The organism is Prescottella agglutinans, assembly GCF_004011865.1.
In the GTDB taxonomy this organism is placed as follows: Bacteria; Actinomycetota; Actinomycetes; order Mycobacteriales; family Mycobacteriaceae; genus Prescottella; species Prescottella agglutinans.
In genome coordinates this window covers 22,923-49,847 of the sequence record NZ_RKLP01000017.1, presented here as the reverse complement: position 1 = coordinate 49,847, position 26,925 = coordinate 22,923, and the positions used below count along the sequence as shown (strand labels likewise).

Here is a 26,925-nt window from a genome sequence, read left to right as displayed (position 1 = left end):
CTGAAAGGACCGATGCGGCGCCGTCGCCGGGTAACATTTCCCCGAAGCGGAGGGAATACACGTCGACGGATGGACGAGTGGACCCTGAGAGACGGTCACCCATCCAACCCAGGTGAACTAGCGGAGTGTCGATGCCCATATTCCAGGACGCAGCTGTGCTGGTCGACGACGTCCACAAATCCTTCGGCGACGTGAAGGCCTTGCAGGGTGTCAGTTTCGAAGCCAAGCGCGGCACGGTCCTGGGGATCCTCGGGCCCAACGGCGCCGGCAAGACCACGACGGTGAAGGTGCTGTCCACGCTCCTGCGCCCCGACAGCGGGCGCGCGGTGGTCGCGGGGCACGACGTCGTCACCCATGCCGCCGATGTCCGGCGCTCGATCATGATGACCGGCCAATACGCTGCACTCGACGAGACCCTGTCCGGCCGCGAGAACATCGAACTGTTCGGCCGTCTGATGGGCCTGGACCGCGCTTCGGCCAAGCAACGGGCGCAGGCGCTGCTCACCGAGTTCGATCTCCTCGACGCCGGCAAGCGAGCGGTCCGCAACTACTCCGGCGGTATGCGGCGACGGATCGACATCGCGTGCGGACTCGTCGTCCGCCCCGAGGTCGTGTTCCTGGACGAGCCGACGACCGGTCTCGATCCGCGCAGCCGTCAGGGCGTCTGGTCCCTCGTCACCTCGCTGAAGGAACAGGGCATCACGGTGCTGCTGACCACGCAGTATCTCGAGGAGGCCGACCTGCTCAGCGACAACATCATCGTCATCGACCGCGGCACCGTGATCGCGGAGGGCACGGCGGACCAGTTGAAGGCGCGGACCGGCGGCAGCTACTGCGAGGTGGTGCCGCTCGATCCGCAGAAGCTGCCGTGGGCCGTGCATGCGCTCGGCAATCTCGTTCCGCCGGAGGTGCGTGCCGAGGTCGCCGAGGGCGGTGAGGGCATCGATCGCGTCTCGGTCCCGGCACCCGACGGCGCCGCGACGCTGTCGGAGGCGCTGCGCCGGCTGGACGCCGCGGGCATCGAGCTCGCCGACATCGCGCTGCGCCGCCCGTCGCTCGACGACGTCTTCCTGTCTCTGACGGGTCATTCCGCGCCGGAGACCAAGCGATGAGCACCCCGGCGAACAGTGCCGCCAAGGGCCTGTCGGTCTCGGCGGCATCGGAGCGGGCGACCCTGACGGTGCCGGCGAAGCGGGTCGGCTCGCACCGGCGCCCGGATCCCAACGGCTTCCAGCAGTGGCTCGCGCTGACCGGGCGCACGCTCAAGTCGATGGTGAAGACCGGTGAGCTCGCGGTCGCGGTCATCGCACCGCTGATCTTCACGATCGGCTTCTACCTGCCGCTGCGGTTCGTGATGAAGCTGCAGGGCATCGACTACGCGCAGTTCCTGATGCCGATCATCGTGCTGCAGGCGATGGCTTTCACCGCGATCTCGGCGTCACAGTTGGCGTCGGTCGAGGCGCTGCACGGCTTGACCACACGCCTGAAAACGATGCCCGTGGCCGGTCCGGTGCCGCTGATATCGCGCATGACGAGCGGCCTGGTGCGGTCCACGATCACGCTGACGGCGGCTCTCGTGTACGGCTATGTCATCGGATTCCGGTTCAGCGCCGGGGTGGCTCAGGCCGTGCTGTTCTGCGTCTTGGCGCTCGCGATCAGTCTCACGTTGTCTCTCGGCGCCGACGCGATCGGCACGATGGCGAAGTCTCCCGAGGCGACGGCGCAGGCGCTCGCACTGCCCCAGCTGATCCTCGGCATGCTGTCGAGCGGCTTCGTTCCGGAGTCCGGGTTTCCCGAGTGGATCCGCCCGTTCGTGCGCAACCAGCCGATCTCCCAGTTCTCCTACGCCATGCGCGACATGGCGGAGGGCGGAGTGACCGCGTCTTCCCTGTTCCCCGCGGCCGCGTGGTGTGTCGGGCTGATGGTGATCTTCGCTCCCCTGGCCTGGTGGGCAAGCGTGAGGCGCAAATGAGCAACTCCCCGAAGTCCACGATCCCCGGCGCCACGCTGATGTCGGAGCAGGCCGCGGGCGGCATGTTCGCGTTCCCGAGGCCGACCGAGACGTGGCCCGAGTCGTCCGCCAGGGCGTTGTGGACGCACAGCCTCATCCAGAGCAAGCGGTTGCTGATGCGCTGGTCCCGTGATCCGTCCACGATGATCCAGGCGCTGCTGTACCCGGCTCTGACGCTCGTGATGTTCCGGATCGTCATCGGTAACACGGTCACCGCGGCGACGGGGCAGCCCGCCGTCTACGGGCAGGTTCCGATGATCATCCTCATCGGCGCGATGTTCGGCTCGATCGTCAGTGCCGTCGGCTTGCGGGCGGAACGAAAGACGGGCCTGCTGTCACGGTTCTGGACGCTGCCGATCCACCGCGCCGCGGGTCTCGTCGGCCGCATGATGGCGGAGGCCGTGCGCGTCTTCGTCACGACCCTGGTGATCCTGATGGTCGGATTCATGCTCGGGTTCCGTCTGACGCAGGGCATCCTGCCGAGCATCCTGCTGGTGCTCCTGCCGATCGTCTTCGGCATGGGCTTCGCGATGATGGTGACGGCGTTGGCGACGGTCGCCGGCGATGCACCGCTCGTCGAACTGGTCTCCATCAGTTGCACGCTGCTGATGTTCTTCAACTCCGGATTCGTACCGGTGATGGCGTACCCGACGTGGCTGCAACCGATCGTCGCGGCGCAGCCGATGTCGTGTGCGATCGATGCGATGCGGGCACTCGCGCTGGGCGGACCGACCCTGGTGCCGGTGCTGCAGACACTCGCCTGGTCGTTCGGGATGATCGCGGTGTTCCTCTACCCCGCCATCCGTGGGTACCGGCGCGCTGCCGAGACCGGCTGAGCGAGGCTCGTTCCGCGTACTCGTCCGGGGCACGGCGCGCGGGTGCGCCTCGTCGCTGTCGGTATCGATCTGTCACGCCGAATCATCCTGATTTTCACCTTCTCTTTGGGGTAGGTATGCCCCTTTCGTCTGATATCAATCTCAGCGAATCACCTCGTTCCTCCCCTCTTCCAGGAGCACCCCGAATGGTTCTTCGACGCCGCCGTCTGGCGGGTCTCCTCGTGACTGCCGCTGCGGTCCTGTTCGGCGCGGTCGGCCTCCAGCCCGCCGTCGCGACCGCCGATCCGGTGGCGTCTCCTGCCGGGGCACCCGCCGGCGCCAACGACTGGTCCTGCCGCCCCTCCGCGCAGCACCCGCGACCGGTGGTCCTCGTCCACGGCACCGGTATGAGCATGCAGGAGACCTGGGGCACGCTCTCCCCGTTGCTGCGGAGCGAGGGGTACTGCGTGTTCGCCCTGAACTACGGGGTCGCCGCGCAGTCGTGGGGCAGCGGCGACATCCGCAACTCGGCCCGCGAACTGGCCGGATTCGTCGAGACCGTCCGCGCCCGTACCGGCGCCGCTCAGGTCGACATCGTCGGTCACTCCCAGGGCGGCACGATGACCCGGCAGTACCTGCGGTTCGAGGGTGGTGCCGACCCGGTCGATCCGTCGCGCAACAAGGTGCACCGACTCGTGATGCTGGGACCGACCACCCACGGCACCACGTTCAACGGCCAGCAGCGTCTCATCGACGCGTTCACGTCGCTGCGGATCACCGACGAACGCACGAACGAGGTGCTCGCCGGGCTCAGCATCGGGCTCGCCTCGTACCAGCAGCTGATCGGATCCCGGTTCCTCGCCGACCTCAACGCCGGCCGTGAGACGATGCCGGGCGTCGACTACCGGGTCATCGCGTCGAGGACCGATGCGGTCATCACTCCACCCGAGGGGTCGTTCCTCGTTCCCGCCGCCGGGTCGTCGGTCCGCAACGAATGGGTGCAGGACAGCTGCCCGGGCGCGGCGATCTCGCACGTGGGGCTCACCGAGGACCCCCGGGCGACCTTCCTGGTACGGCGTGCGCTCGACCCGAGCACGCCCGGCGCCCCCTGCTGATCGAGCCTTGAAACACCGTGGCCGGTCCTCTCCCGGAGAGGACCGGCCACGGTGTTCGTTCAGCGATTCAGGTAGCGATCGAGTTCGGGTCCGATCACCTCGAGCGCGTCCGGTGAGGTCATCTGCAGGTGTCCGGCCGCCACCGGGACCACTGCGACCGATCCGCGGACGGACTCGCGCCAACCGTCGGCGCCGGCGAGTTCGCCCCCGCTCGCGCGGAAGTACAGCAGGTCCCCGTCGAAGTCGCCCGGGCGGTAGCGATCGAGCAGCGCGAACGAGTGCGAGATGCCCTCGACGATGCGTTCCCATCCGCGGTGGGTGATCCGGTCGAACGGTGCGGGCAGCCTGCGCAGGATGGTCTCGACGCGCTCGGGATCCAACTCCCGGAGCGCGACGTCCCCGCCGGCGAGTTCGGCTGCGAACTCGCCGAGGAGGTCGGCGAGCGACGGATCCTCGTGCTCGACGACGTCCGCCGACGGATCGACCACGTGGCTGTCGAGCATCGCGAGGGTCGGCACCGTCTCCCCCTGGCCGCGCAGCTGTACCGCCATGGCGTGGGCGATCGATCCGCCCAGGGACCAGCCGACCAGGTGGTAGGGGCCGCTCGGCTGGATCCGCCGGATGCGTTCGACGTACAGGGCGGCCCAGTCCTCGATGGTGGCGGGAAGCTCGATGTCCTCGGTCAGCGCGGGCGACTGGACGCCGTAGATCGGGCGGTCCTCGCTCAGGTGCCCCGCGAGTCCGGCGAAGCCCCACGACAATCCGGTGACCGGGTGGATGCAGAACAGCGGCTCCGAGGTTCCCGAGGTCCGCACCGGCAGTACCACGTCGAGACCGGCGGACTCGTCCTCGCCCGCGGCGGAGTGCGCACCGGATTCGATCCGCGCGGCGATGCTCTCGACGGAGGGATCGACGAACATCCACTGGAGCGGCACCGGGACGCCGAGGGCGTCGCGCAGCGCGGACACGACGGTCACCGCGACGAGCGAATTGCCGCCGAGGTCGAAGAAGTCGTCGTCCAGCCCGACCTTGTCGGCCCCGAGCGCCTCCGCGAAGGCACCCGCGACCGCGATCTCGTACGGCGTCACCGGGGCACGGAACTGCCGCGGCTCGACCGCCGGCGCCGGGAGGGCCTTGCGGTCGATCTTGCCGTTCACGTTCAGCGGCAGGGCGTCGAGTTCGACGAACACCGACGGCACCATGTACGACGGCAGGCTCGCCGCGAGGTCCGCCTCGAGCTCGGCGGTGTCGAGGGCCTGCCCGTCCGCCGACACGACGTACGCCACCAGTCGGTCGCCGGACCGGTCGTCGCGGCGCACGGTGACGGCCGCCTCGGCGAGGTCCGCGCGTGACCGCAGCGCGGCCTCGATCTCGCCGAGTTCGATGCGGAACCCACGCAGCTTCACCTGGAAGTCGGCGCGGCCCACGTAGTCGAGGGTGCCGTCGGCGCGCCACGCGACGACGTCACCGGTCCGGTACATCCGGGTGCCGGCGGGTCCGTACGGGTCCGCGACGAAGCGGTCTGCGGTGAGGGCGGCGCGTCCGTGGTAGCCGCGGGCCAGCTGGGCACCGGCCAGGTAGAGCTCGCCGGGGACGCCGACGGGCACCGGGCGCAGGCGGTCGTCGAGCACGAGCAGGCGGCTGTTCCACTCGGGGCCGCCGATGGGGACCGCGGAGCCGTCGACGTCGCCGACGCGCTGTGCGGTCACCGAGACGGCCGCCTCGGTCGGGCCGTAGAGGTTGACCAGTTCGGCGGTGCCGGCGGCGGCGAACCGTGCCGCGGTGTCGGCCGGCAGTACCTCGCCGATCGCCAGCACGCGGCGCAGCGACTCCGGAAGCCGGTCCCCCGATTCGACGAGCAGTGCCTGGAGCATCGACGGCACGACGTGCAGGGTCGTCACCTGCTCGCGTCGCATCAGTGCGTTCAGGTAGCCGGGATCCCGGTGTCCGTCCGCGGCGGCGACGACGAGTCGTCCGCCCGACGTCAGCGCGGACCAGAACTCCCACACCGACAGGTCGAACGTCGCCGCCGTCTTGAGGAGGGCCGCGTCGGACGCGTCCAGGCCGTACTCGGCGCGCTTCCACTCGAGCTGGTTGACGACGGCCGCGTGGCTGACGGCGACGCCCTTCGGCCGCCCCGTCGAGCCGGACGTGAAGATCACGTAGGCGGTGTTGTCGGCGCGCAGCGGGGCGGCGCGTTCGTGGTCCGAGACCGGCCCGGCGTCGAACCGGCTGTAGTCGAAGGTGTCCAGGTGCAGCACGGGGGTGTGTTCGTCGGCCGCGAAACCGTCTCGCGCCGTGGTCAGTACACAGACCGGCTGTGCCGTCTCGAGGATGTGGCCGGTGCGGTCGGCGGGATGGTCCGGGTCGATCGGCACGTAGGCGCCGCCGGCCTTCGCCACCGCGTACATGCCGACGAGCAACTCGACGGACCGGCGCATCGCGAGCGCGACCCGGGTCTCGGGTCCGACGCCCATCGCGATCAGGCAGCGCGCGAGGCGATTGACCCGGGCGTCGAACTCGGCGTAGGTCAGGCGCTCGGCCTCGGCCACCAGCGCCGGCGCGTGCGGTGCCGCGGCGACACTCGCGTCGAACAGGTCGACGAGCGTCACCCCCGCCTGCAGTGGGCGGTCCGTGGCGTTCCACTCGACGAGTGTCCGGTCGCGTTCGGCCGGATCGATCATGTCGAGGTCGCCGACGGGCGTGGACGGGTCGGCGACCACGGCACGCAGGATCCGCACGTACATCTGCGCGATCCTCCGCACGGTCGCCTCGGTGAAGAGGTCGGTCGCGTAGGTGAAGTTGACCGCGAACTCCGCCGGGTTCCCCTGGTCGTCGGTGCTGTCGGCGATCGTCGCGTGCAGGTCGAACTTCGCGAGGTCGAGGTCGACGTCGAGCGGGGCCACCTCGAGTCCGGGAAGTGCGAGCGCGCCGATGCGCATGTTCTGGAAGGAGAACCCGACCTGGAAGATCGGGTGCCGCGAGGTCGAGCGCACGGGGTTGAGGACCTCGACGAGACGCTCGAACGGCACGTCGTCGTTGGCGAAGGCATCGAGGTCGGCGGTGCGTACCCGCGCGAGCAGGTCGGCGAACGGTTCGGCGGGATCGATCCGGGCCCGCAGCGCCAGGGTGTTGACGAACATGCCGACGAGGTCGTCGAGGGCGGCATCACCGCGACCGGCGATGGGCGTGCCGACGACGATGTCGTCGGACCGGGACAGCCGCGCCAACAGCACCGCGAGTGCCGCGTGCATCACCATGAACGGGCTCGCGCCCTGGACCCGACCGAGTTCGACCAGCGCCCGGTGCGTGGCCGCGTCCACGTCGGCCCCCACCGTCGCACCCGCGTACGACTGGTGGGCCGGTCGCGGATGGTCCGTGGGGAGGTCGAGTTGGTCCGGGACTCCGGCCAGTCGCTCCTGCCAGAAGCCGATCTGACGGGACAGCAGCGACTGCGGATCGGTCTCGGCGCCCAGCACGCGGCGCTGCCACAGCGCGTAGTCCGCGTACTGCACGGGCAGCGGCGCCCACTGCGGCGCCGCGCCCGCGGCACGCGCCGTGTACGCCGTGATGACGTCGCGGACCAGCGGGCCCATCGAGGAACCGTCGGCGGCGATGTGGTGGACGGACATCGCGAGGACGTGTTCGGTCGGCGACACCGCGAACAGGCGCACCCGCAGCGGCACGTCGACCGAGACGTCGAACCGGCTCGTCGCGACGTCCACGACACGGGCGGCGACGGCGTCGGCCGGGACGGCGACCGGATCGAGGTCGACGCCCGGCAGCGGCTCTCCGACCGGGAGGATCACCTGGTGCCCGACGCCCGCCCGGTCGGGGTAGACGGTGCGAAGCGATTCGTGGCGCGCGATCAGGTCGAGCACGGCGGCACGCAGTGCGGCCACGTCGAGGTCGCCCGACAACCGGACCGCGATCGGGATGTTGTTCACCGCGGATTCGGGCTCGAGCCGGTTGAGGAACCACATCCGCTGCTGCGCCAGCGACAACGGAATCCGTTCGGGGCGTGCGTCGGCGACGAGCGCCGGACGGGCGTCGCCGCCGGAGGCCTCGGCGACGTGCGCGGCGAGGGCCTCGACGGTGGACGCCTCGAACACCGCGCGCACGGGGATCTGCGCGCCGACGGCCGCGGACAGGCGCGAGACGACCTGCGTCGCGATCAGCGAGTTGCCACCGAGTTCGAAGAAGTCGTCGCCCCGTCCCACCCGCGGGGTGTCGAGGATGTCCGCGAACACGGACGCGACGAGTTCCTCGGTCGCGGTCGCGGGTGCCCGGAACTCCTTGGCCTCGAACACCGGCGCCGGCAGCGCCTGCCGGTCCAGCTTGCCGACCGGGGTGAGCGGGATCTCGTCCAGCACCATGACCGTCGCCGGCACCATGTGCCGCGGCAGGGAACGGCCGACGAACTCGAGCAGTGCCGCGGTGTCGACCTCACGGCCGGCGACGGGGCGCACGTAGGAGACGAGAACCTTGCTGCCCGTGGCGGATTCGTGGGCGACGGTGGCGGCGAAGTCGACGTCGTCGTGGTCGGCGAGGGCGGCGTCGATCTCGCCGAGTTCGATGCGGAAGCCGCGGATCTTGACCTGGAAGTCGGAGCGCCCGACGTACTCGATCTGCTGGTTCGCGTTCCACCGCACCACGTCACCGGTGCGGTACATGCGCTGTCCGGGTTCCCCGAACGGGCACGCGACGAATCGTTCCGCGGTGAGGGCGAACCGGCCGTGGTAGCCGCGGGCGACACCCGGCCCCCACGCGTACAGTTCACCGGCCACACCGACGGGGGCGGGGCGCAGGCGGTCGTCGAGCACCACCAGCGACATGCCCTGGGTGGCGGCACCGATCGTGATGGGCTCGCCGGGCGACAGCGGATCCGAGATCGCCGTCATGATCGTGGTCTCGGTGGGCCCGTAGCCGTTGAAGAAGCGGCGGCCCGGCGCGGCCCACCGCGTCACGAGGTCGGGCGGGCACGCCTCGCCGCCGACCACCACGTCGCAGAAGGTGTCGAGTCCGGTCGGGTCGACGGACGCGAGCGCGGCGGGCGTCACGAATCCGTGGGTGACACGTTGCGTCGCAACGAGTTCGGCGAGGTCGTCGCCGCCGTAGACGGTGGGCGACGCGATCACCATCGTCGATCCGGCGCCGATCGCGAGGAGCAGTTCGAGCACGGAGGCGTCGAAACTCGGCGACGCGAAGTGCAGCGTCCGGGACTGCGGGGTCAGCTGGTATCGGCGGACCTGCTCGGCGCAGAAGTCGCCCAGTCCGGCCTGCGTGACGACGACACCCTTGGGCTTGCCGGTCGAACCGGACGTGTAGATCACGTACGCGGGGTCGGCGTCCGTCAGTGTGCGGGTGCGGTCGGCGAACGTGACCGGGTCCGCGGAGCGTTCGGCGAGGAGGCGGTCGAATTCGTCGCCCAGGACGAGCCATTCGACCGTGTCCGGCAGCGATTCGCGCGCCTCTGCGGTCGTCAGCCCCACCACGACACCGGAATCGGTCACCATGTGGGCGACCCGATCGGCCGGGTAGTTCGGGTCGACCGGCACGAACGCGGCGCCCGACTTCGCGACACCCCAGACCGACGACACCGACTCGATGGAACGGGGCACGGCGACGGCGACGAGATCGCCCGGGCCGACACCCCGTTCGATCAGGACGCGGGCGAGTCGCGAGGACCACACGTCGAGGTCCTCGTACGAGCGGGAACGGTCGCCGCAGACGAGGGCGGTGGCCGACGGATCACGTTCGACGGCGGCGGCCAGGAGCTGAGGCAGCGTCGTCGAGCGGGAACGGCTCCGGCGTGCCGGTCGTTCCCTGCGCTCGGGCCGCGGACGCCTCGCCCGCTTGCCCTCGCTACTGCCCGTGTCCTCTGCGCTCAGCTCCCGACTCCGCTCGCTCATGCGTTCCGAACACCTCGCGTACCGCTCGTCGGCACTTCACAACGCACCACAGTGACTCTTTCCCTCACACCTACATCGCCGGGCAAACAAACCATCATTATCGCCTCACACCGACCACGCCTCCGCGTCGGCAACGACCCGCGCGACGTCCGGGAGCGCCCCGGCGGGTCGTCCACCGGTCAGCACCAGAACCTCGAGATCCTCGAGTTCCTCCACGTCGAGGTCCTGCACGCAGGCGCCCGACAGGAAGGCGTGGGTCACCCATTCGTCGGCCAGAACATCGGTGGCGTTACCGTCCGGTAGCTCGGTGACGACCGTCACGGCACCCGCGGTCGCGGATACGAGCAGTTCCGTCACGGCCCACACGCTGGTCATCGGTTCGCTGCACACGGTCCGCGATTCGTAGGTGATGCCGTACCGCTCGCGGTCGCGCTCGGCGAGCGCGACCGCCTGCCCGTGGGTGAGCGTGAGCGTTCCGTCGGCCGTGACGACTGCCGGATCCTCGGGCGCGAGGCGTCGGATCCGCTCGGCGTATGTGACCGGTCGGCCGGACTGCTCGTCGATGCGGGCACCATCGGTGTCGAGGACGATCCACTCCACCGTGTCGGGCAGCGTCTCGACGTGCGTCGACGTCGTGATGCCGACCTTCATGGACAGATCGGACAGATCCGACCACGCGTCCACGCTCGCGTCCCGGACGTCGACCGGGGTGAGCGCCGCACCGGACTCGAGTACCGCCCACACCGCGACCACCGCGTCGACGGACCGCGGCAGCGCGACCGGGACCCGGTGGCCGGGACCCACGCCCTCGGCGATGAGCACCCGAGCCAGGCGGGAGGCCCGCGCGGCGAGTTCGCTGTAGGCGGTCTCCTCCCCGTCCTCCGAGACGGCCGGCGCCTCGGGATCCGCCTCGACCACCGCCGCCAGCGCCTGCGGCACCGTCGTGTCGCTCGGCGCCACCGCACCGGCCGCATCGGCCGGTGCGCGACCGGACGCCGAGCCGCCGAGCAGCTGAGCGCGCTCCTCGTCGGACGCGATCTCGATGTCGCCCACCACGGTCCGCGGATCGGCGACGACGGCCTCGAGGACGCGCACGAAGCGCTGTCCGATCAGTCGCGCCGTCGCCTCGTCGAACAGGTCGGTGGCGTACGTCAGCAGCGCCTCGAGTTCGCCGGACGGCATCGGAACCAGCGTGAACTGCAGGTCGAACTTCGCCGCCGACTCGACGCCGGGGACGCCGTCGACCGTCAGCCCCGGCAGCTCGAGCGCCGCCTGCTGCTGGTTCTGGAACGACAGCACCGTCTGGAACAGCGGATGCCGGGCCGTCGAGCGTGCCGGCGCGACGGCCTCCACGACACGCTCGAACGGGATGTCCGCGTGGGCGAACGCCGACAGGTCCGTCTCCCGTGCCCGGGCCACGACCTCCGCGAACGTCATCGACGACGTCAGTTCGGTGCGCAGCGCCAGCGTGTTGACGAACATGCCGACCAGGTCGTCGAGGGCGGCCTCGCCGCGACCCGCGATCGGGGTGCCGACGGTGACGTCCCAGGTGCCACCGAGCCGGGCCAACAACACCGCCAACGCGCTGTGCGTGACCATGAACAGCGACGAACCCTGCTCACGCGCAATCGATTCGAGCGCGGTGTGCAGACCCTCCGGGATCGTGAATCCGATCTCGGCGCCCCGCATGGACTGCACCGGCGGACGCGGGCGGTCCGTCGGCAGCTCGAGCAGATCGGGCGCACCGGACAGGGCGCGGACCCAGAACTCGAGCTGTTCGGCGGCCACGGTTCCCGGCTCGTCGGCCGAACCGACGACGTCGTGCTGCCACAGGCTGTAGTCGGCGTACTGCACCGCGAGCGGTGCCCACTGCGGGGCCTGCCCCTGGCTGCGGGCGGCGTACGCCGCCATCAGGTCCCGTGCCATCGGTGCCATCGAGACACCGTCGGCGCTGATGTGGTGGACCACGAACGCGAACACGTGGACTGCGTCCGAGAGCCGGAACAGTGCGGCGCGCAGCGGAACTTCGGCGGTGACGTCGAAGCCGCGGCCGAGCAGTCCGGCCACCCGCGCCTGCACGTCGGCCTCGCCCTCGACGGCCACCGGGTCGAGGTCCACGTCGACGCCGTCGACGGGGAGGATCGCCTGGTACGCACCGTCGGGACCCTCCGGGTAGTACGTGCGCAGCACCTCGTGCCGCGCCAGCACGTCCCGCAGGGCGGCCCGCAGCGCCTCGGTGTCGAGGGTGCCCGTGAGCTGCATCGCGAGTGGGATGTTGTACGCCGCCGACTCCGGATCGAGGCGGCTCAGGAACCACATCCGCTGCTGCGCGAGCGACAGCGGAATCCGCTCCGGACGCGGACCCGCGGTCAACGCCTGCCGCGCTCCCCCACCGATGAGGGACTGGACGTGTCCGGCGACGCCTTCCACGGTCGACACCTCGAACAGCACCCGCACCGGCACCTGCGCGTCCAGCGCCGCACCCAACCGCGACACCACCTGCGTCGCGACCAGCGAATTGCCGCCCAGCGCGAAGAAGTCGTCGTCGCGCCCCACACGGTCGACACCGAGGACCTCCGCGAACACGCCCGCGACGATCTCCTCCACCGGCGACGTCGGCGCCCGGAAGTCCCGAGCCTCGAACACCGGCTCCGGCAACGCCTTCCGGTCCAACTTGCCCGACGCGTTCAGCGGGAACACGTCCAGCACGACGAACACCGCCGGCACCATGTACGACGCCAACGACTTCGCCAACGCGGCCTTCGCGACCTCGGCATCGAACGGCCCGTCGGCCACCACGTAGGCAACCAACTGGTCCGACTTCACCAAGACCACCGACTGTGTGATCGACGGCAGTTCGAGCAGCGCGGACTCGATCTCGCCCAACTCGATCCGCAGACCACGCAGCTTCACCTGGAAGTCCGTGCGCCCGATGTACTCCAGTTCGCCCGACGCGTTCCAGCGCACCAGGTCACCCGTGCGGTACATCCGCTCCCCGGCCTTCCCGAACGGGCTGGCCACGAACCGATCCGCCGTCAGATCACTGCGGCCGACGTACCCGCGCGCCAACTGCGCACCCGCCAGATACAACTCACCCGGAACCCCCACCGGCACCGGTGACAGCCGACCGTCCAGGACGAACAACTGCGTGTTCCACACCGGCGCACCGATCGGCACACTTGCCGCATCGGCCCCGGTCACCTCGTGGAACGTCACATCCACCGCAGCCTCGGTCGGACCGTAGAGATTGTGCAACGCCGCACCCGGCACCACGTCACGCAAGCGCGCCGCCGTCTGCGCCGGCAACGCCTCACCCGACGCGAACACCAGGCGAAGCAAATCGACCCGACGCACCGCAGGTTCGGCCACGAACACCGACAGCATCGACGGCACGAAATGCGCCGTCGTCACCGACTGCTCCACCATCACCCGCGCCAGATACCCCGGATCCCGATGACCGTCCGGGGCGGCGATCACCAGACGCGCACCCACCTGCAACGGCCAGAAGAACTCCCACACCGACACATCGAACGTGAACGGCGTCTTCTGCAACACCACATCGCCAGCCGCCAAACCGTACTCGGCCTGCATCCACACCAAACGATTCACGATCGCCGCATGCTCGACCGCCACACCTTTCGGGCGCCCCGTCGAACCCGACGTGAAGATCACATACGCCGTGTTCGAACCACGCAGCGGTGCACCACGATCCGCATCGGCCACAGGCGCATCCGAGAATCCGGACACGTCTGCCGTGTCGAGTTCGACAACCGGTGCGCCGCCGGGCAGGTCCCCGCCGTCGCGCGAGGTCGTGAGGACCAGTACCGGTTTCGCGGTGTCCAGGATGTAGCCGTTGCGTTCCGCCGGCTGATCCGGATCCACCGGCACGTACCCGCCACCCGCGGTCAGCACCGCATACATGCCCACCAGCAGATCCACCGAACGCCGCATCCCCAGGCCGACAAGGGAATCCGGGCCCACACCGGCCTCGATCAGCAACCGCGCCGTCCGGTTCACGCGGGACGCGAACTCGCCGTACGTCAGCGACTCACCCTCGAACACGAGCGCCGTCGCATCCGGCGTCCGCGCCACCTGCGCCTCGAACAGATCCACCAACGTCGCGTCCGGCACCTCATGCGACGTCGCGTTCCACTCGTCCAGAACGCGCGTGCGCTCCGCGCCCTCCAGCAACTCCACGTCGCCGACCACCACGGCCGGATCCGCCGTCACCGACTCCAGCACGCGCACGAACCGCTCCCCGAACACCCGCATCGTCGACGCGTCGAACAGGTCGGTGGCGTAGGTGAGCGTCACCGCGTAGCCGTCGTCGGCGGCTTCTTGGACCGTCACCTGGAGGTCGAACTTGGCGGTCCCGTCGTCGTGCGCGAACTCGGAGACGGTGAGGTCGCCGAGTGCGAACTCGGCGCGCGCCAGGTTCTGGAACGTCAGCATTACCTGGAACAGCGGATGCCGCCCCTGCGACCGCGCCGGGTCGAGGATCTCGACCAGACGCTCGAACGGCAGGTCGGCATGGCCGAACGCCGCCAGATCGGTCGCGCGCACATCGCCGAGCAGGTCGGCGAACGCGCGGCCGCCGTCCACCTCGGTGCGCAGCACCAACGTGTTGACGAACATGCCGACCAGGTCGTCGAGTGCCGCGTCGCCGCGACCGGCGACCGGGGTGCCGACCGCGATGTCCGACGTCCCGCTCAGCCGCGCCAGCAGCACCGACAGCGCCGCGTGCACCACCATGAACGGCGTCGCGCCGTGCGCCCGCGCGATCCGATCGACAGCGGCCCGCAGATCCGCGCCGATCGGGAACCGGTGTGCGCCGCCGCGGTTCGATGCCACCGCGGGCCGCGCACGGTCGGTGGGCAGATCCAACTGCTCGGGCAGCCCGGCCAGCGAGGTCTTCCAGTACTCGGCCTGGCGGGCGATCACCGACTGCGGATCGTCGTCCGCCCCCAGCGCGGCCCGCTGCCACAGCGTGTAGTCCGCGTACTGCACCGCGAGCGGCGCCCACACCGGGGCGGCGCCGTTGACGCGGGCCGCGTAGGCCGTCATCACGTCCCGTGCGAGGGGTGCGACCGAGAAGCCGTCCGCCGCAATGTGATGCACGACGAGGACGAGGACGTGCTCGGTGGCCGACACCGCGAACACCCGCGCCCGCATCGGCAGGGACCGGGTCAGGTCGAATCCCGTCCCGGCGAGTCCGGCGATCCGGCCGGGAAGGGCGTCCGCGGCCACGGCCTCCAGCGGCAGCAGGTCCCCCGGCCCGTTCGACGCGCGCACGTCCTGATACCCGACGCCGTCGACATCGACGAACACGGTGCGCAGGGACTCGTGCCGGTCGACGACGTCGGCGACCGCGGCCTGCAGCGCCGCGACATCGAGCGCGCCCGTCAGCCGGAGCACGAGCGGAATGTTGTCGACCACCGAGTCGGGATCGAGGCGGTTGAGGAACCACATCCGCTGCTGCGCCAACGACAGCGGGATCCGCTCCGGACGCGGCTGCGGCACCAGCGCGGGCCGACCGTCACCGGAGAGCGCGGTGAGCCGCGCCGCGAGTGCCTCGACGGTCGAGGTCTCGAACAGCTCACGCACGGGCACGCGCACGCCCAGTGCCGCACCGAGTCGGGAGGCGACCCGCGTCGCGACGAGCGAGTTGCCACCGAGATCGAAGAAGTCGTCGTCCAGGCCCACCCGCGGGGCGTCGAGGACGTCCGCGAACACCGACGCGACGAGTTCCTCCGTCGCGGTGCCCGGTGCCCGGAACTCCTTCGTCTCGAACACCGGCGCCGGCAGCGCCTGCCGGTCCAGCTTGCCGACCGGCGTGAGCGGGACCGTGTCAAGGACGATGATCGACGCCGGCACCATGTACGACGGCAGCAGCGACGCGACGTGGGCCGTCAGCACCGCCGGGTCCGCGGCGTCGGCCTGCACGTACGACACCAGCGCCGTCTGCCCGGACGGCAGCGTGTGGCCGACGGTGGTCGCGAACGACACCGCCGGATGGTCGGTGAGCGCCGCGTCGATCTCGCCGAGTTCGATGCGGAAGCCGCGCACCTTCACCTGGAAGTCGGACCGTCCCACGTATTCGATGGACAGGTCTCCGGACGGATCCTCCGCCCACCGGACGACGTCACCGGTGCGGTACATCCGCTCCCCGGCACCGCCGAACGGGTTCGCGACGAAGCGGTCCGCGGTCAGTTCGGCGCGACCGTGGTAGCCACGGGCCAGGGCCTCGCCCGCGAGGTACAGCTCACCCGCGACACCGACCGGGACGGGCCGCAGCCGCGCGTCGAGGATCACCGCGCCGACACCCGGGGTGGGGCCACCGATCGTGATCGGCTTGCCCGCGAAGAGTTCTCCGCGGGTGGAGACGATCGTCGTCTCGGTCGGACCGTACGCGTTGAAGAAGCGGCGCCCGGGTGCCCATCGGCCGAGCAGCTCGGTGGTCGAGGCGTCGCCACCGACCGACAGCAGCCGCAGCTCGTCGAGTCCCTCGGCGTCCATCGACCCGAGCACCGCCGGCGTGATGATCGCGACCGTCACCGCGTGCTCCGCGAGCAGCGCGTGCAACTCGTCGCCGCCGAGGATGGACGGCGGCACCACGACCAGTTCGGCACCGGCGGTCGCCGCCAGTGCCCACTCGAGCACCGACGGGTCGAAGCTCGGCGAGCAGACGTGCAGCACCCGGTCCGCCGCGGTCACCTCGTACAGCTCGGCGGACTGGTTCACCAGGCCCGACAGTCCGCGGTGGGTGACCTCGACGCCCTTCGGCTTGCCGGTCGAACCCGAGGTGTAGATGACGTACGCCACGTGATCGAGGCGCAGCGCCCGAAGTCGGTCGATGTCACGAACCGCGGCCGTCGAGCGACCGGCCGCCGAGGCCGCCTGCTCGAGTGCGGTCAGTGAGGACCACGAGACCGCGTCGGGCAGGGACTCGACCGCGTCCGCGATACCGAGCACCGCCGCCGAGTCGGTCACCATGTGGGCGATCCGGTCGGCGGGGTAGGTCGGGTCCACGGGCACGTAGGCGGCACCGGTCTTCGCGACCGCCCATACGCACAGCACCATCTCCCACGAGCGCGGGAACGACAGCGCCACAACCGTTTCCGGTCCGACACCACGGTCGATCAGTTCGCGGGCGAGGGCACTGGACCGTTCGTCGAGTTCCCGGTAGGTGAGCGTCGTCCCGTCGCAACTCACCGCGGGTGCGGCCGGATCCGACTCGACTCGACCGGTGAGGATCTCGGCCAGGGTGCGCAGCGGCGGCACCGGGCCGCCGTCGACGGAGGTCAGCCGCGCGTGCTCGTCGTCGTCGAGGATCGGGGCGTCGCCGACGGGCGCCGCCGGGTCCGCCGTCAGCGCCGCGAGCAGGCGGACGAATCGCGTCCCGAACGTGCGCACGGTCGGCTCGTCGAACAGGTCCGTCGCATAGGTCAATTCGACCGCCAGGCCCGATCCCGTGGTGTCGTCGGCGACGGTGACCTGCAGGTCGAACTTCGCCAGCGCCACCTCGATGTCGACACCGGAGACGGTGAGTCCCGGCAGCGTCCGCGGCCCGGCATCCAGGCCCCGCTGGAACGCCAGCGCCACCTGGAACAGCGGGTGCCGCGCCTGCGACCGCTCCGGGTCGAGGATCTCGACGAGACGCTCGAACGGCAGGTCCGCGTGCTCGAACGCGTCGAGGTCGACGGACCGGACGGACCCGAGCAGGTCGGCGAACGACCGGGCGCCGTCGACCTCGGTCCGCAGCACCAGCGTGTTGACGAACATGCCGACCACGTCGTCGAGCGCGGCCTCGCCGCGGCCCGCGACCGGGGTGCCGACCGCGATGTCGGAGGTGCCGCTCAGCCGCGCCAGCAGCACCGACAGCGCCGCGTGCACCACCATGAACGGCGTCGCACCGTGTGCGCGCGCCACCGCGTCGATCGCGCCGTGCAACTCGGTGTCGATCGAGAAGCGGTACGACGCACCACGATTGGATGCCACGACCGGACGCGGGCGATCCGACGGTAGGTCCAGCTGCTCGGGCAGACCGGCGAGCGCCGACGTCCAGAATTCGGCCTGCCGGGCGATCAGCGACTCCGGGTCGTCTTCGTTGCCGAGGGTCGCCCGCTGCCACAGCGCGTAGTCGGCGTACTGCACCGCGAGCGGCGCCCAGCCCGGCGCCTCCCCCGCCGTGCGGGCCGCGTAGGCGACGATCACGTCGCGGGTCAGCGGTCCCATCGAGAAGCCGTCCGCCGCGATGTGGTGCACCACGATGACGAGGACGTGCTGGTCCGGTGCGACCCGGAACAACTCGGCGCGCACCGGTACGTCGGCGGAGAGGTCGAAGCCGGCGGTGGCGAGGGCCCCGATCCGCGAGACCAGTTCGGTCTCGGACACCGCCACCGGCGTGAGGTCCGGCGCGACGGTGTCGGCGGGCAGGATCACCTGCGTGCCCACCCCGTCGACGTCCGGGAACACCGTGCGCAGCGACTCGTGCCGTCCGAGGACGTCGCCGAGCGCGCCACGCAGCGCCGCGGTGTCGAGATCCCCGGTGAGCCGGATGGCGACCGGGACGTTGTTGACCGCCGAGTCCGGATCCAGCCGGCTCAGGAACCACATGCGCTGCTGCGCGAGCGACAGCGGGATCCGGGCCGGGCGGTCCTGCGGGACCAGCGGCGTCCGGCCACCGGATCCGAGCCGCGCGACCCGTGCCGCCAGCGCCTCCACCGTGGGCGCCTCGAACAGCACCCGGACCGGCACCTGCGCGTCCAGCGCCGCGCCCAGCCGGGCGGCGACCTGCGTCGCGACCAGCGAGTTGCCGCCGAGCGCGAAGAAGTCGTCATCCAGGCCCACCCGGTCGACGCCGAGGACGCCGCCGAACACGCCCGCGACGATCTCCTCCACCGGCGACGTCGGTGCCCGGAACTCGCGGGCCTCGAGCACCGGCTCGGGCAGCGCGCGCCGATCCACCTTGCCCGACGCGTTCAGCGGGAACGCGTCCAGCACGACGAACGTCGACGGGACCATGTACGACGGCAGCGACCGCGACAGCTCGGCCGTGACCGCGGCCGTGTCCAGCCCTTGGTCGGCCACCACGTACGCGACCAACCGATCGGACCTGGCCAGCACCGCGGCCTGCCGGATCGGCTCCTGGGCCAGCAGCGCCGATTCGATCTCGCCGAGTTCGATCCGCAGACCCCGCAGCTTCACCTGGAAGTCGGTGCGGCCGAGGTACTCCAGCTCGCCCGACGCGCCCCAGCGCACCAGGTCGCCGGTGCGGTACATCCGCTCGCCGGCGGCACCGAACGGGTCGGCCACGAACCGCTCCGCCGTCAGATCCGCGCGGTGGACGTACCCCCGCGCGACCTGCGCACCCGCGAGGTAGAGCTCGCCCGGAACGCCGGCCGGCACCGGACGCAACCGCGAATCCAGCACGTAGGCAGCGGTGTTCCACACCGGGGCACCGATCGGTACGCCGGCGACGTCCGACGCCCCCACCTCGTGCCGGGTCGCCTGCACGGTCACCTCGGTCGGCCCGTAGACGTTGTGCACCGACGCGCCGGTCACCCGGTGCAGCCGCGACACGGTGCGCGGCGACAACGCTTCACCACCGCAGAACACCCGGGTGAGCGACGCCGCCGCGGCCGCGTCCAGATGGTCGATCGTCGCGTCCAGGACGGACGGCACGAACTGGGCCACCGTCACCGCCTGCTCGCGGATCGCCCGGGCCAGGGCGGCCGGATCCCGATGCGCATCCCGCGACGCCACCGCCACGCTCGCACCGGTCTGCAACGGCCAGAACAACTCCCACACCGACGCGTCGAACGTGAACGGTGTCTTCAGCAGCACCCGGTCGACCGCGCCGAGCGCGTACTCGGCCTGCATCCACGACGACAGATTCACGACCGCCGCGTGGGGCACGGTCACGCCCTTCGGCCGCCCGGTCGAGCCCGACGTGAACAGCACGTACGCCGCCGAGGCGGCCCGCAGCGGCGCCGACCGGTCGGCGTCGGCGATCGGCGCCTCCGAGTATGCGGACAAGTCGAGCGTGTCCACGTCGACCACCGGGACCCCGCCGGCCTCGACGCCCGCGTCGCCGGTCGTGCTCAGCACCAGCACCGGGCGCGCGGCCTCGAGCACGTACCCGGTCCGCTCGGCGGGCTGGTCCGGATCGAGCGGAACGTAACCGCCACCGGCGGCCAGCACCGCGTGAACCGCGACGAGCAGATCCACCGAGCGCCCCATCGCGACCGCCACCAGCGATTCGGGGCCCACTCCGAGGTCGATCAGGTGACGGGCGAGACGCCGCACCCGGGCGGCGAATTCGCCGTAGGTCAGTGTCTCCGCCGCGGACACCACGGCCGTCGCGTCCGGCGTCCGGACGACCTGCTGCTCGAACAGATCCACCAGCGTCGCATCCGACACCGCATGTGCGGTCGCGTTCCACTCGCCCAGAACCTGCGTCCGCTCCGCGCCGTCCAACAACTCCACGTCGCCGACCACGACGTCCGGATCCGCCGTCACCGATTCCAGGACCCGCACGAAACGCTCGCCGAACGAACGCATCGTGGGCTCGTCGAACAGATCCGTGGCGTAGGTCAGGTCCACGGACAGCCCGTCCGACGCCGCCTCCGACAGGGTCACCTGCAGGTCGAACTTCGCGACGGCGGAGTCGAGGTCCACCCCGGACACGGTCAGGCGCGGAAGCTCGAGGGCGGCCTGCCCGAGGTTCTGCAGGGTCAGCATCACCTGGAACAGGGGGTGGCGCGACTGCGAACGCTCGACGTCGAGGATCTCGACGAGTCGCTCGAACGGCAGGTCGGCGTGATCGAACGCGGCGAGGTCCGAGGCCCGAACGTCGGTGAGCAACTGGGTGAACGTGCGATCCGATCGGACGTCGGCCCGCAGCACCAGGGTGCCGACGAACATACCGATCAGGTCGTCGAGCGCCGCCTCGCCGCGGCCCGCGACCGGCGTGCCGACCGCGATGTCCGAGGTACCGCTCAACCGCGCCAGCAGCACCGACAGCGCCGCGTGCACCACCATGAACGGCGTGGCACCGTGTGCCGCCGCAACCGAGTCGATCGCTGCGCGCAGCTCGGATCCGATCGTGAAACGGTGCGAGGCACCGCGGTTGGAGGCTGCCGCGGGACGGGGACGGTCGGACGGCAGGTCGAGCTGACCGGGCAGACCGTCCAGCGCCGTCGTCCAGTACCCGATCTGCCGGGAGATCGCCGACTCGGGATCGTCCTCGGAACCGAGGACGTCGCGCTGCCACAGCGTGTAGTCGGCGTACTGCACCGCGAGCGGCGTCCAGGCCGGGAGGTGACCGTTCGTCCGCGCCGCGTACGCCGTCACGACGTCGCGGGTCAGGGGGCCCATCGAGAATCCGTCGGCCGCGATGTGGTGCACCACGAGGACGAGCACGTGCTCGGTGGGCGACACGGCCAACAGGCGCACCCGTACGGGGATGTCGGTGGTCAGGTCGAAGCCGGCGGTGACCATCTGCTCGATGTGCGCCGGCAACTCGGACTCGGCGATCGGTTCCGCCGACACCGCCGCCGCGATCTCGGACACCGGCCGGATCGACTGGTAGCCGATGCCGTCGACCTCCGGGAACACGGTGCGCAGCGACTCGTGCCTCTCGAGGACGTCACCGATCGCCGCCGAGAGGGATTCGACGTCGAGCGCTCCGGACAGCCGGATCCCGAGCGGGATGTTGTTCACCGCCGACTCCGGTTCGAACCGGTTCAGGAACCACATGCGCTGCTGTGCGAGCGAGAGCGGGATCCGGTCGGGACGGGGACCGGCGGCGAGGGCCTTCGCCCTACCCGCGGTCGAAGCGGAGACCCGGGCCGCGAGGGCTTCGACGGTCGAGGCGTCGAAAAGCACGCGAACCGGAATCGTGGTGCCGAGGGCCGCGCCGAGACGCGCCGCCACCTGCGTGGCCAGGAGCGAGTTGCCTCCGAGCGCGAAGAAGTCGTCGCCGCGTCCCACCTGTGGGGCGTCGAGGACCTCCGCGAACACCGACGCGACCGCCTGCTCGGCGGGCGTGGCGGGCGCCTGGAACTCCGCCGTCTCGAACTCCGGTTCCGGCAACGCCTTCCGGTCGAGCTTGCCGCTGCCCGAGAGCGGGAGGCGCTCCAGCACCAGCACTGCCGCCGGCACCATGTACGACGTGAGCGAGCGGGCCGCGAACTCCTTCAGTTCGGCGGCGTCGACCGATCGGCCGTCGGCCGCGGCGACGTACGCCACCAACTGCTCACGGATCACCAGGACCGCCACCTGGGCCACGGCCTCGTGGGCGGACAGGACCGACTCGATCTCGCCGAGTTCGATGCGGAAGCCGCGCAGCTTCACCTGGTCGTCGGCGCGGCCGACGTACTCGATCACCCGGTCGGCGCTCGCGCGGACGACGTCGCCGGTGCGGTACAGGCGGGAGCCGGGCTCCCCGAACGGGTTCGCCACGAACCGTTCCGCGGTGAGCGCGGGACGACCGAGATAGCCGCGCGCCACACCGGTGCCGGCGAGATAGAGCTCACCGGGCACGCCGGCGGGTACGGGCCGCAGGCGGGAATCGAGCACGTACGCGGTGGCCCCGCGGATCGCGCGACCGATCGTGACGGCCTCGCCCGGCACCAGCGCGTCGGAGATGTTGGAGGCCACGGTCGCCTCGGTGGGGCCGTACGCGTTGAACATCCGCCGGCCACCGGTCGCCCAGCGGGCCACCAGATCAGCCGAGCACGCCTCGCCGCCGACGACGACCGCACCCAGCGCGTCCAGACCGGCCGGATCCACCGACGCCAGCGCCGCCGGCGTCACGAACGCGTGCGTCACGCGCTGCGTCGCCAGCAGATCGGCCAGCTCGACACCGCCGTAGATCGACGTGGGCGCGACCACCATCGTCGCCCCCGCACCGAACGCCATCAACAGCTCGAGGATCGACGCGTCGAAGCTCGGCGACGCGAAATGCAGAGTCCGCGAACCCGACTCGACGCCGTACCGCTCCACCTGCTCGGCCGCGAACGCCGCCAGACCGGCGTGCGTCACCACCACGCCCTTCGGCACACCCGTCGACCCCGACGTGTAGATGACGTAGGCGGGATCGGCGACGCGCAGCGGGCGCACCCGGTCCGCGTCGGTCACCGGCGCGGACGACGCCGAGGCGATCTCCGCCGCCGTCGACTGGTCGTCGAGCACGAGCCACGGCAGCGCGGCCGGCAGGCCCGGCGCGTGCTCGGCGAGCGTGACGCCGAGGACCGCGCGCGAGTCCGAGACCATGTGCGCCACCCGGTCCGCCGGGTAGTGCGGGTCGACGGGCACGAACGCGGCACCGGTCTTCGCGACGGCCCACACGGCGACGACGGATTCGATCGAGCGGGTCAGCGCGATCGCGACCACGTCCTCGGGTCCGGCGCCCCGCGCGATCAGGGCCCGCGCCAGCCGGGACGAGCGCTCGTCCAGTTCGCGGTAGGTCACCGTCTCGTCGGCCGCGACGAGCGCGACCGACGACGGATCCGTGCTCGCGGCGGCCGCGAGGATCTGCGGCAGCAGCACCGGTTCCGGGCCGGTGCCGTCGGTCGCGGCGGTCAGCGCGGACGACTCGGTCGCGTCGAGGACGTCGATGTCGCCGACGACCACGTCGGCGTCGGCGGCCACGGCCGCCAGCACCCGCACGAAGCGGTCGGCGAACGTGCGCATCGTCGACTCGTCGAACAGGTCGGTCGCGTACGTGAGGTCCACATCCAGACCGCTTGCCCCCGAATCGGACTCGGCCAGGGTGACGGCCAGGTCGAACTTGGCGACGGCGGCATCGAAGTCGACGCCCGCGACGGTCAGGTCGCCCAGCACGAGCTCGGTGCGGTCCATGTTCTGGAACGACAGCACCACCTGGAACAGCGGGTGCCGTGCCTGGGAGCGCGCGGGGCCCAGCACCTCGACCAGGCGCTCGAAGGGCACGTCGGCGTGGGCGAACGCCTCGAGGTCGGAGGCGCGGACCGCCGCCAGCAGGTCGGCGAACGACCGCTCGGCCGGCACCTCGGCGCGCAGGACGAGGGTGTTCACGAACATGCCGATCAGGTCGTCGAGCGCGGCCTCACCACGGCCCGCGACCGGGGTGCCGATCACGATGTCCGACGTGCCGCTCAGCCGGGCCAGCAGCACCGACAGCGCCGCGTGAACCACCATGAACGTGGTCGCGCCGTGCTCGCGCGCGACGGCATCGAGCCGAGACGACAGGTCCGCGTCGATCGAGAACCGGTACGACGCACCGGCGTTCGTCGCCACCGTCGGCCGCGGGCGATCCGCGGGCAGGTCGAGACGGTCGGGCAGGTCGGCGAGCGCGCCGCGCCAGTAGTCCACCTGGCGAGCGATGAGCGATTCCGGGTCGTCCTCGCTGCCGAGGATCTCGCGCTGCCACAGCGCGAAGTCGGCGTACTGCACCGCGAGCGGCGCCCACGTCGGGGCGGCACCGGCCGAGCGGGCCGCGTACGCAGTGACGATGTCGCGGGTGAGCGGGCCCATCGAGAAGCCGTCGGCGCTGATGTGGTGGACGACGACCACGAGCACGTGCTCGGTGGGCGCGACCGCGAGCAGGCGCACCCGCAGCGGCACCTCGGCGGTGACGTCGAATCCGCTCGAGATGGTCTCGGCGACAGCGGCGGCGACGTCCGACTCGTCCACCGGCACCGCGTCGAGTTCCACGGCGGCCGCATCGGCCGGGAGGATCACCTGGTGCGCCGAACCGTCGTGCTCGGGGAAGACGGTCCGCAGTGCCTCGTGGCGCTCGACGACGTCGGCGACGGCGCCGCGCAGCGCGTCGACGTCCAGGGCGCCCGACAGGCGGATCGCGACGACGATGTTGTTGACCGCGGACGCGGTGTCGAACCGGTTGAGGAACCACATCCGCTGCTGCGCGAGCGACAGCGGAACCGTCTCGGGGCGGGCCTGCGCGACCAGCGGCGCGCGGGTGTCCCCACCCGCCGCGACGAGGGCGTCGACCAGCGACGCCAGCTGTGCGACGGTCGGTGCGTCGAAGAAGTCGCGGACGTCGATACGGATGCCGAGGTCGGCACTGACGCGGGCCAGGACGCGGGTGGCACTGAGCGAGTTGCCGCCGAGCGCGAAGTAGTCGTCGTCGACGCCGATGCGCTCGGCGCCGAGGACCTCCGCGAAGGTCGCCGCGAGCCTTTCCTCGGTCGGCGTGCTCGGGGCCCGGTACTCGCGGGCGAGCGACGAGAAGTCCGGCGCGGGAAGTGCCTTGCGGTCGAGCTTGCCGCTGGCGTTCAGCGGGAACTCGGCCAGCGCGACGAACAGCGACGGAATCATGTACTCCGGCAAGCGGGCACCCACCGCGGCCGCGAGTTCGTCGCGGTCGACCGGCGCGCCGCCGTCGGTGACGACGTACGCCACCAGGTGGTCGCCGAGGTCGGGGTCCGAGTGGACGATCACGACGGACTGCGACACCGCGTCGTGGTCGAGCAGTGCCGACTCGATTTCCCCGAGTTCGATGCGCAGACCGCGCAGCTTCACCTGGAAGTCGGTGCGGCCCACGTACTCCAGCTCGCCGGAGGCCCCGATCTTCACGAGGTCACCGGTGCGGTACATGCGGTCACCGGGCGCGCCGTACGGGTCGGCGACGAACCGGTCGGCGGTCAGGTCCGGTCGCTGCAGGTAGCCGCGCGCCAACTGGACGCCCGCAAGGTACAGCTCGCCCTCGGAACCGACCGGAGTGCGGCGCAGGCCCTCGTCGAGGACGTACAGGTCGGTGTCGGCGACGGCGCGACCGATCGGCACCGTCGCGGTGTCGGCGGCGGTCGCCTCGTGGTAGGTGACGTCGACGGCAGCCTCGGTGGGGCCGTACAGGTTGTGCAGCGCCGCACCCGAGATCTCCCGGAACCGCGCGGCGGTCTGCGGCGGCAGGGCCTCACCGGACGCGAACACGTTGCGCAGGGTGGTGACGGTGCTTGCGGTCGGCTCGCCAACGAACACCGACAGCATCGACGGCACGAAGTGCGCAACGGTCACACCACGATCGACCATGATCCGCGCGAGGTACGCCGGATCGCGGTGCCCGTCCGGGGCGGCGATCACCAGGCGCGCACCGGCCTGCAACGGCCAGAAGAACTCCCACACCGACACGTCGAACGTGAACGGCGTCTTCTGCAGCACCACGTCGGCGGCGGTCATCGGGTACATGCTCTGCCGCCACCGCAGGTTGGCGACGATCGCACGGTGCCCCACCGCCACGCCCTTGGGGCGGCCGGTGGAGCCGGATGTGAAGATCACGTAGGCGACGTTGTCCTCCGACAGCGGCGCGAGTCGGTCGTCGTCGGTGACCGGGTCGGCCGAGAGTCCGTCGAGGTCCAGGGTGTCGATCGAGAGAACGGGCGTCGCGGTATCGACCGTCAGCCCGTCCCGGGTGGTCGTGAGGATCACGGTCGGGCAGGCGATGTCGAGCACGTAGCCGAGACGATCGGCCGGGTGGTCGGGGTCGAGCGGGACGTACGCGCCGCCGGCCTTGATGATCGCGTACATCCCGACCAGGAGGTCGAACGAACGGCGGATGCCGAGGCCCACCATCGAATCCGGGCCGACGCCGAGCGAGATCAGGTGCCGGGCGAGGCGGTTGGCGCGGGCGTCGAACTCGGCGTAGGTCAGGGACTCGCCGTCGAACTCGAGAGCCACCGCGTCGGGAGTCGCGGCAACCTGGAGATCGAAGAGCGACGCGAGCGTGTCGGCGGTCGGCGCAGGTGCGGACGCACCGTCGCCGAGGACCTCGGCGGCGTCCGCGAACAGGCGATCGAGCACACCCGACAGTCCCCCGTGCTCGGCCGACTCGAGCAGGCCCGGAACCAGGTTGGAGAGCACGACGGGCACCAGCGAGTCGATCCCGAGCACGCCGCCCATCGCGGCGTCGAGCGTCTCGATCTCGGACTTCAGCTGCACGTAGGTGACCGTCGAGTCGCCGAGTACGAGTGCGACTCGCTCGGGCTCGACCGAGGCCACCCCGGCGAGCAACCGGGGCAGGTCCTCCACCGTCATCGCGCCGACTCCAGCGTTGTTCGCCGCCATGT

At 71.0% G+C, this 26,925-nt stretch carries 6 protein-coding genes; 4 read left to right on the top strand and 2 right to left on the bottom strand.

Annotated features, from left to right (window positions below; translation table 11 throughout):
• The first annotated feature begins 131 nt into the window (after positions 1–131).
• The 4 genes from EGT67_RS24650 to EGT67_RS24635 all read left to right on the top strand — a co-directional run bounded on the left by EGT67_RS24650 (position 132) and on the right by EGT67_RS24635 (position 3,941).
• On the top strand, positions 132–1,112 hold the full coding sequence (locus EGT67_RS24650) for an ATP-binding cassette domain-containing protein (RefSeq protein ID WP_127918750.1): 981 nt from the start codon (positions 132–134) through the stop codon (positions 1,110–1,112).
• Positions 1,109–1,972 (top strand): ABC transporter permease, encoded by an 864-nt coding sequence (locus EGT67_RS24645; RefSeq protein ID WP_127918749.1) that lies wholly within the window; start codon positions 1,109–1,111, stop codon positions 1,970–1,972. The genes EGT67_RS24650 and EGT67_RS24645 overlap by 4 nt, the downstream gene beginning before the upstream one ends.
• Positions 1,969–2,847, top strand: coding sequence for an ABC transporter permease (locus EGT67_RS24640; RefSeq protein WP_127918748.1), 879 nt, complete (start codon positions 1,969–1,971; stop codon positions 2,845–2,847). The genes EGT67_RS24645 and EGT67_RS24640 overlap by 4 nt, the downstream gene beginning before the upstream one ends.
• 185 nt (positions 2,848–3,032) lie before the next feature.
• On the top strand, positions 3,033–3,941 hold the full coding sequence (locus tag EGT67_RS24635) for an esterase/lipase family protein (RefSeq protein ID WP_127918747.1): 909 nt from the start codon (positions 3,033–3,035) through the stop codon (positions 3,939–3,941).
• Positions 3,942–4,000: 59 nt separating this feature from the next.
• Here EGT67_RS24635 and EGT67_RS24630 read toward each other — a convergent pair whose 3' ends face one another.
• Both EGT67_RS24630 and EGT67_RS24625 read right to left on the bottom strand, forming a co-directional pair.
• Positions 4,001–9,853, bottom strand: coding sequence for an amino acid adenylation domain-containing protein (locus tag EGT67_RS24630; RefSeq protein WP_127918746.1), 5,853 nt, complete (start codon positions 9,851–9,853; stop codon positions 4,001–4,003).
• Between the two features lie 105 nt (positions 9,854–9,958).
• The gene (locus EGT67_RS24625; RefSeq protein WP_127918745.1) at positions 9,959–26,923 is read right to left on the bottom strand and encodes a non-ribosomal peptide synthase/polyketide synthase; all 16,965 of its coding nucleotides are present in this window, start codon (positions 26,921–26,923) and stop codon (positions 9,959–9,961) included.
• Positions 26,924–26,925 lie beyond the last annotated feature (2 nt).

Coding starts and splice junctions, on each gene's coding strand:
- EGT67_RS24650 (WP_127918750.1), top strand. CDS start 132: ATGCCCATATTCCAGGACGCAGCTGTGCTGGTCGACGACGTCCACAAA.
- EGT67_RS24645 (WP_127918749.1), top strand. CDS start 1,109: ATGAGCACCCCGGCGAACAGTGCCGCCAAGGGCCTGTCGGTCTCGGCG.
- EGT67_RS24640 (WP_127918748.1), top strand. CDS start 1,969: ATGAGCAACTCCCCGAAGTCCACGATCCCCGGCGCCACGCTGATGTCG.
- EGT67_RS24635 (WP_127918747.1), top strand. CDS start 3,033: ATGGTTCTTCGACGCCGCCGTCTGGCGGGTCTCCTCGTGACTGCCGCT.
- EGT67_RS24630 (WP_127918746.1), bottom strand. CDS start 9,853: ATGAGCGAGCGGAGTCGGGAGCTGAGCGCAGAGGACACGGGCAGTAGC.
- EGT67_RS24625 (WP_127918745.1), bottom strand. CDS start 26,923: ATGGCGGCGAACAACGCTGGAGTCGGCGCGATGACGGTGGAGGACCTG.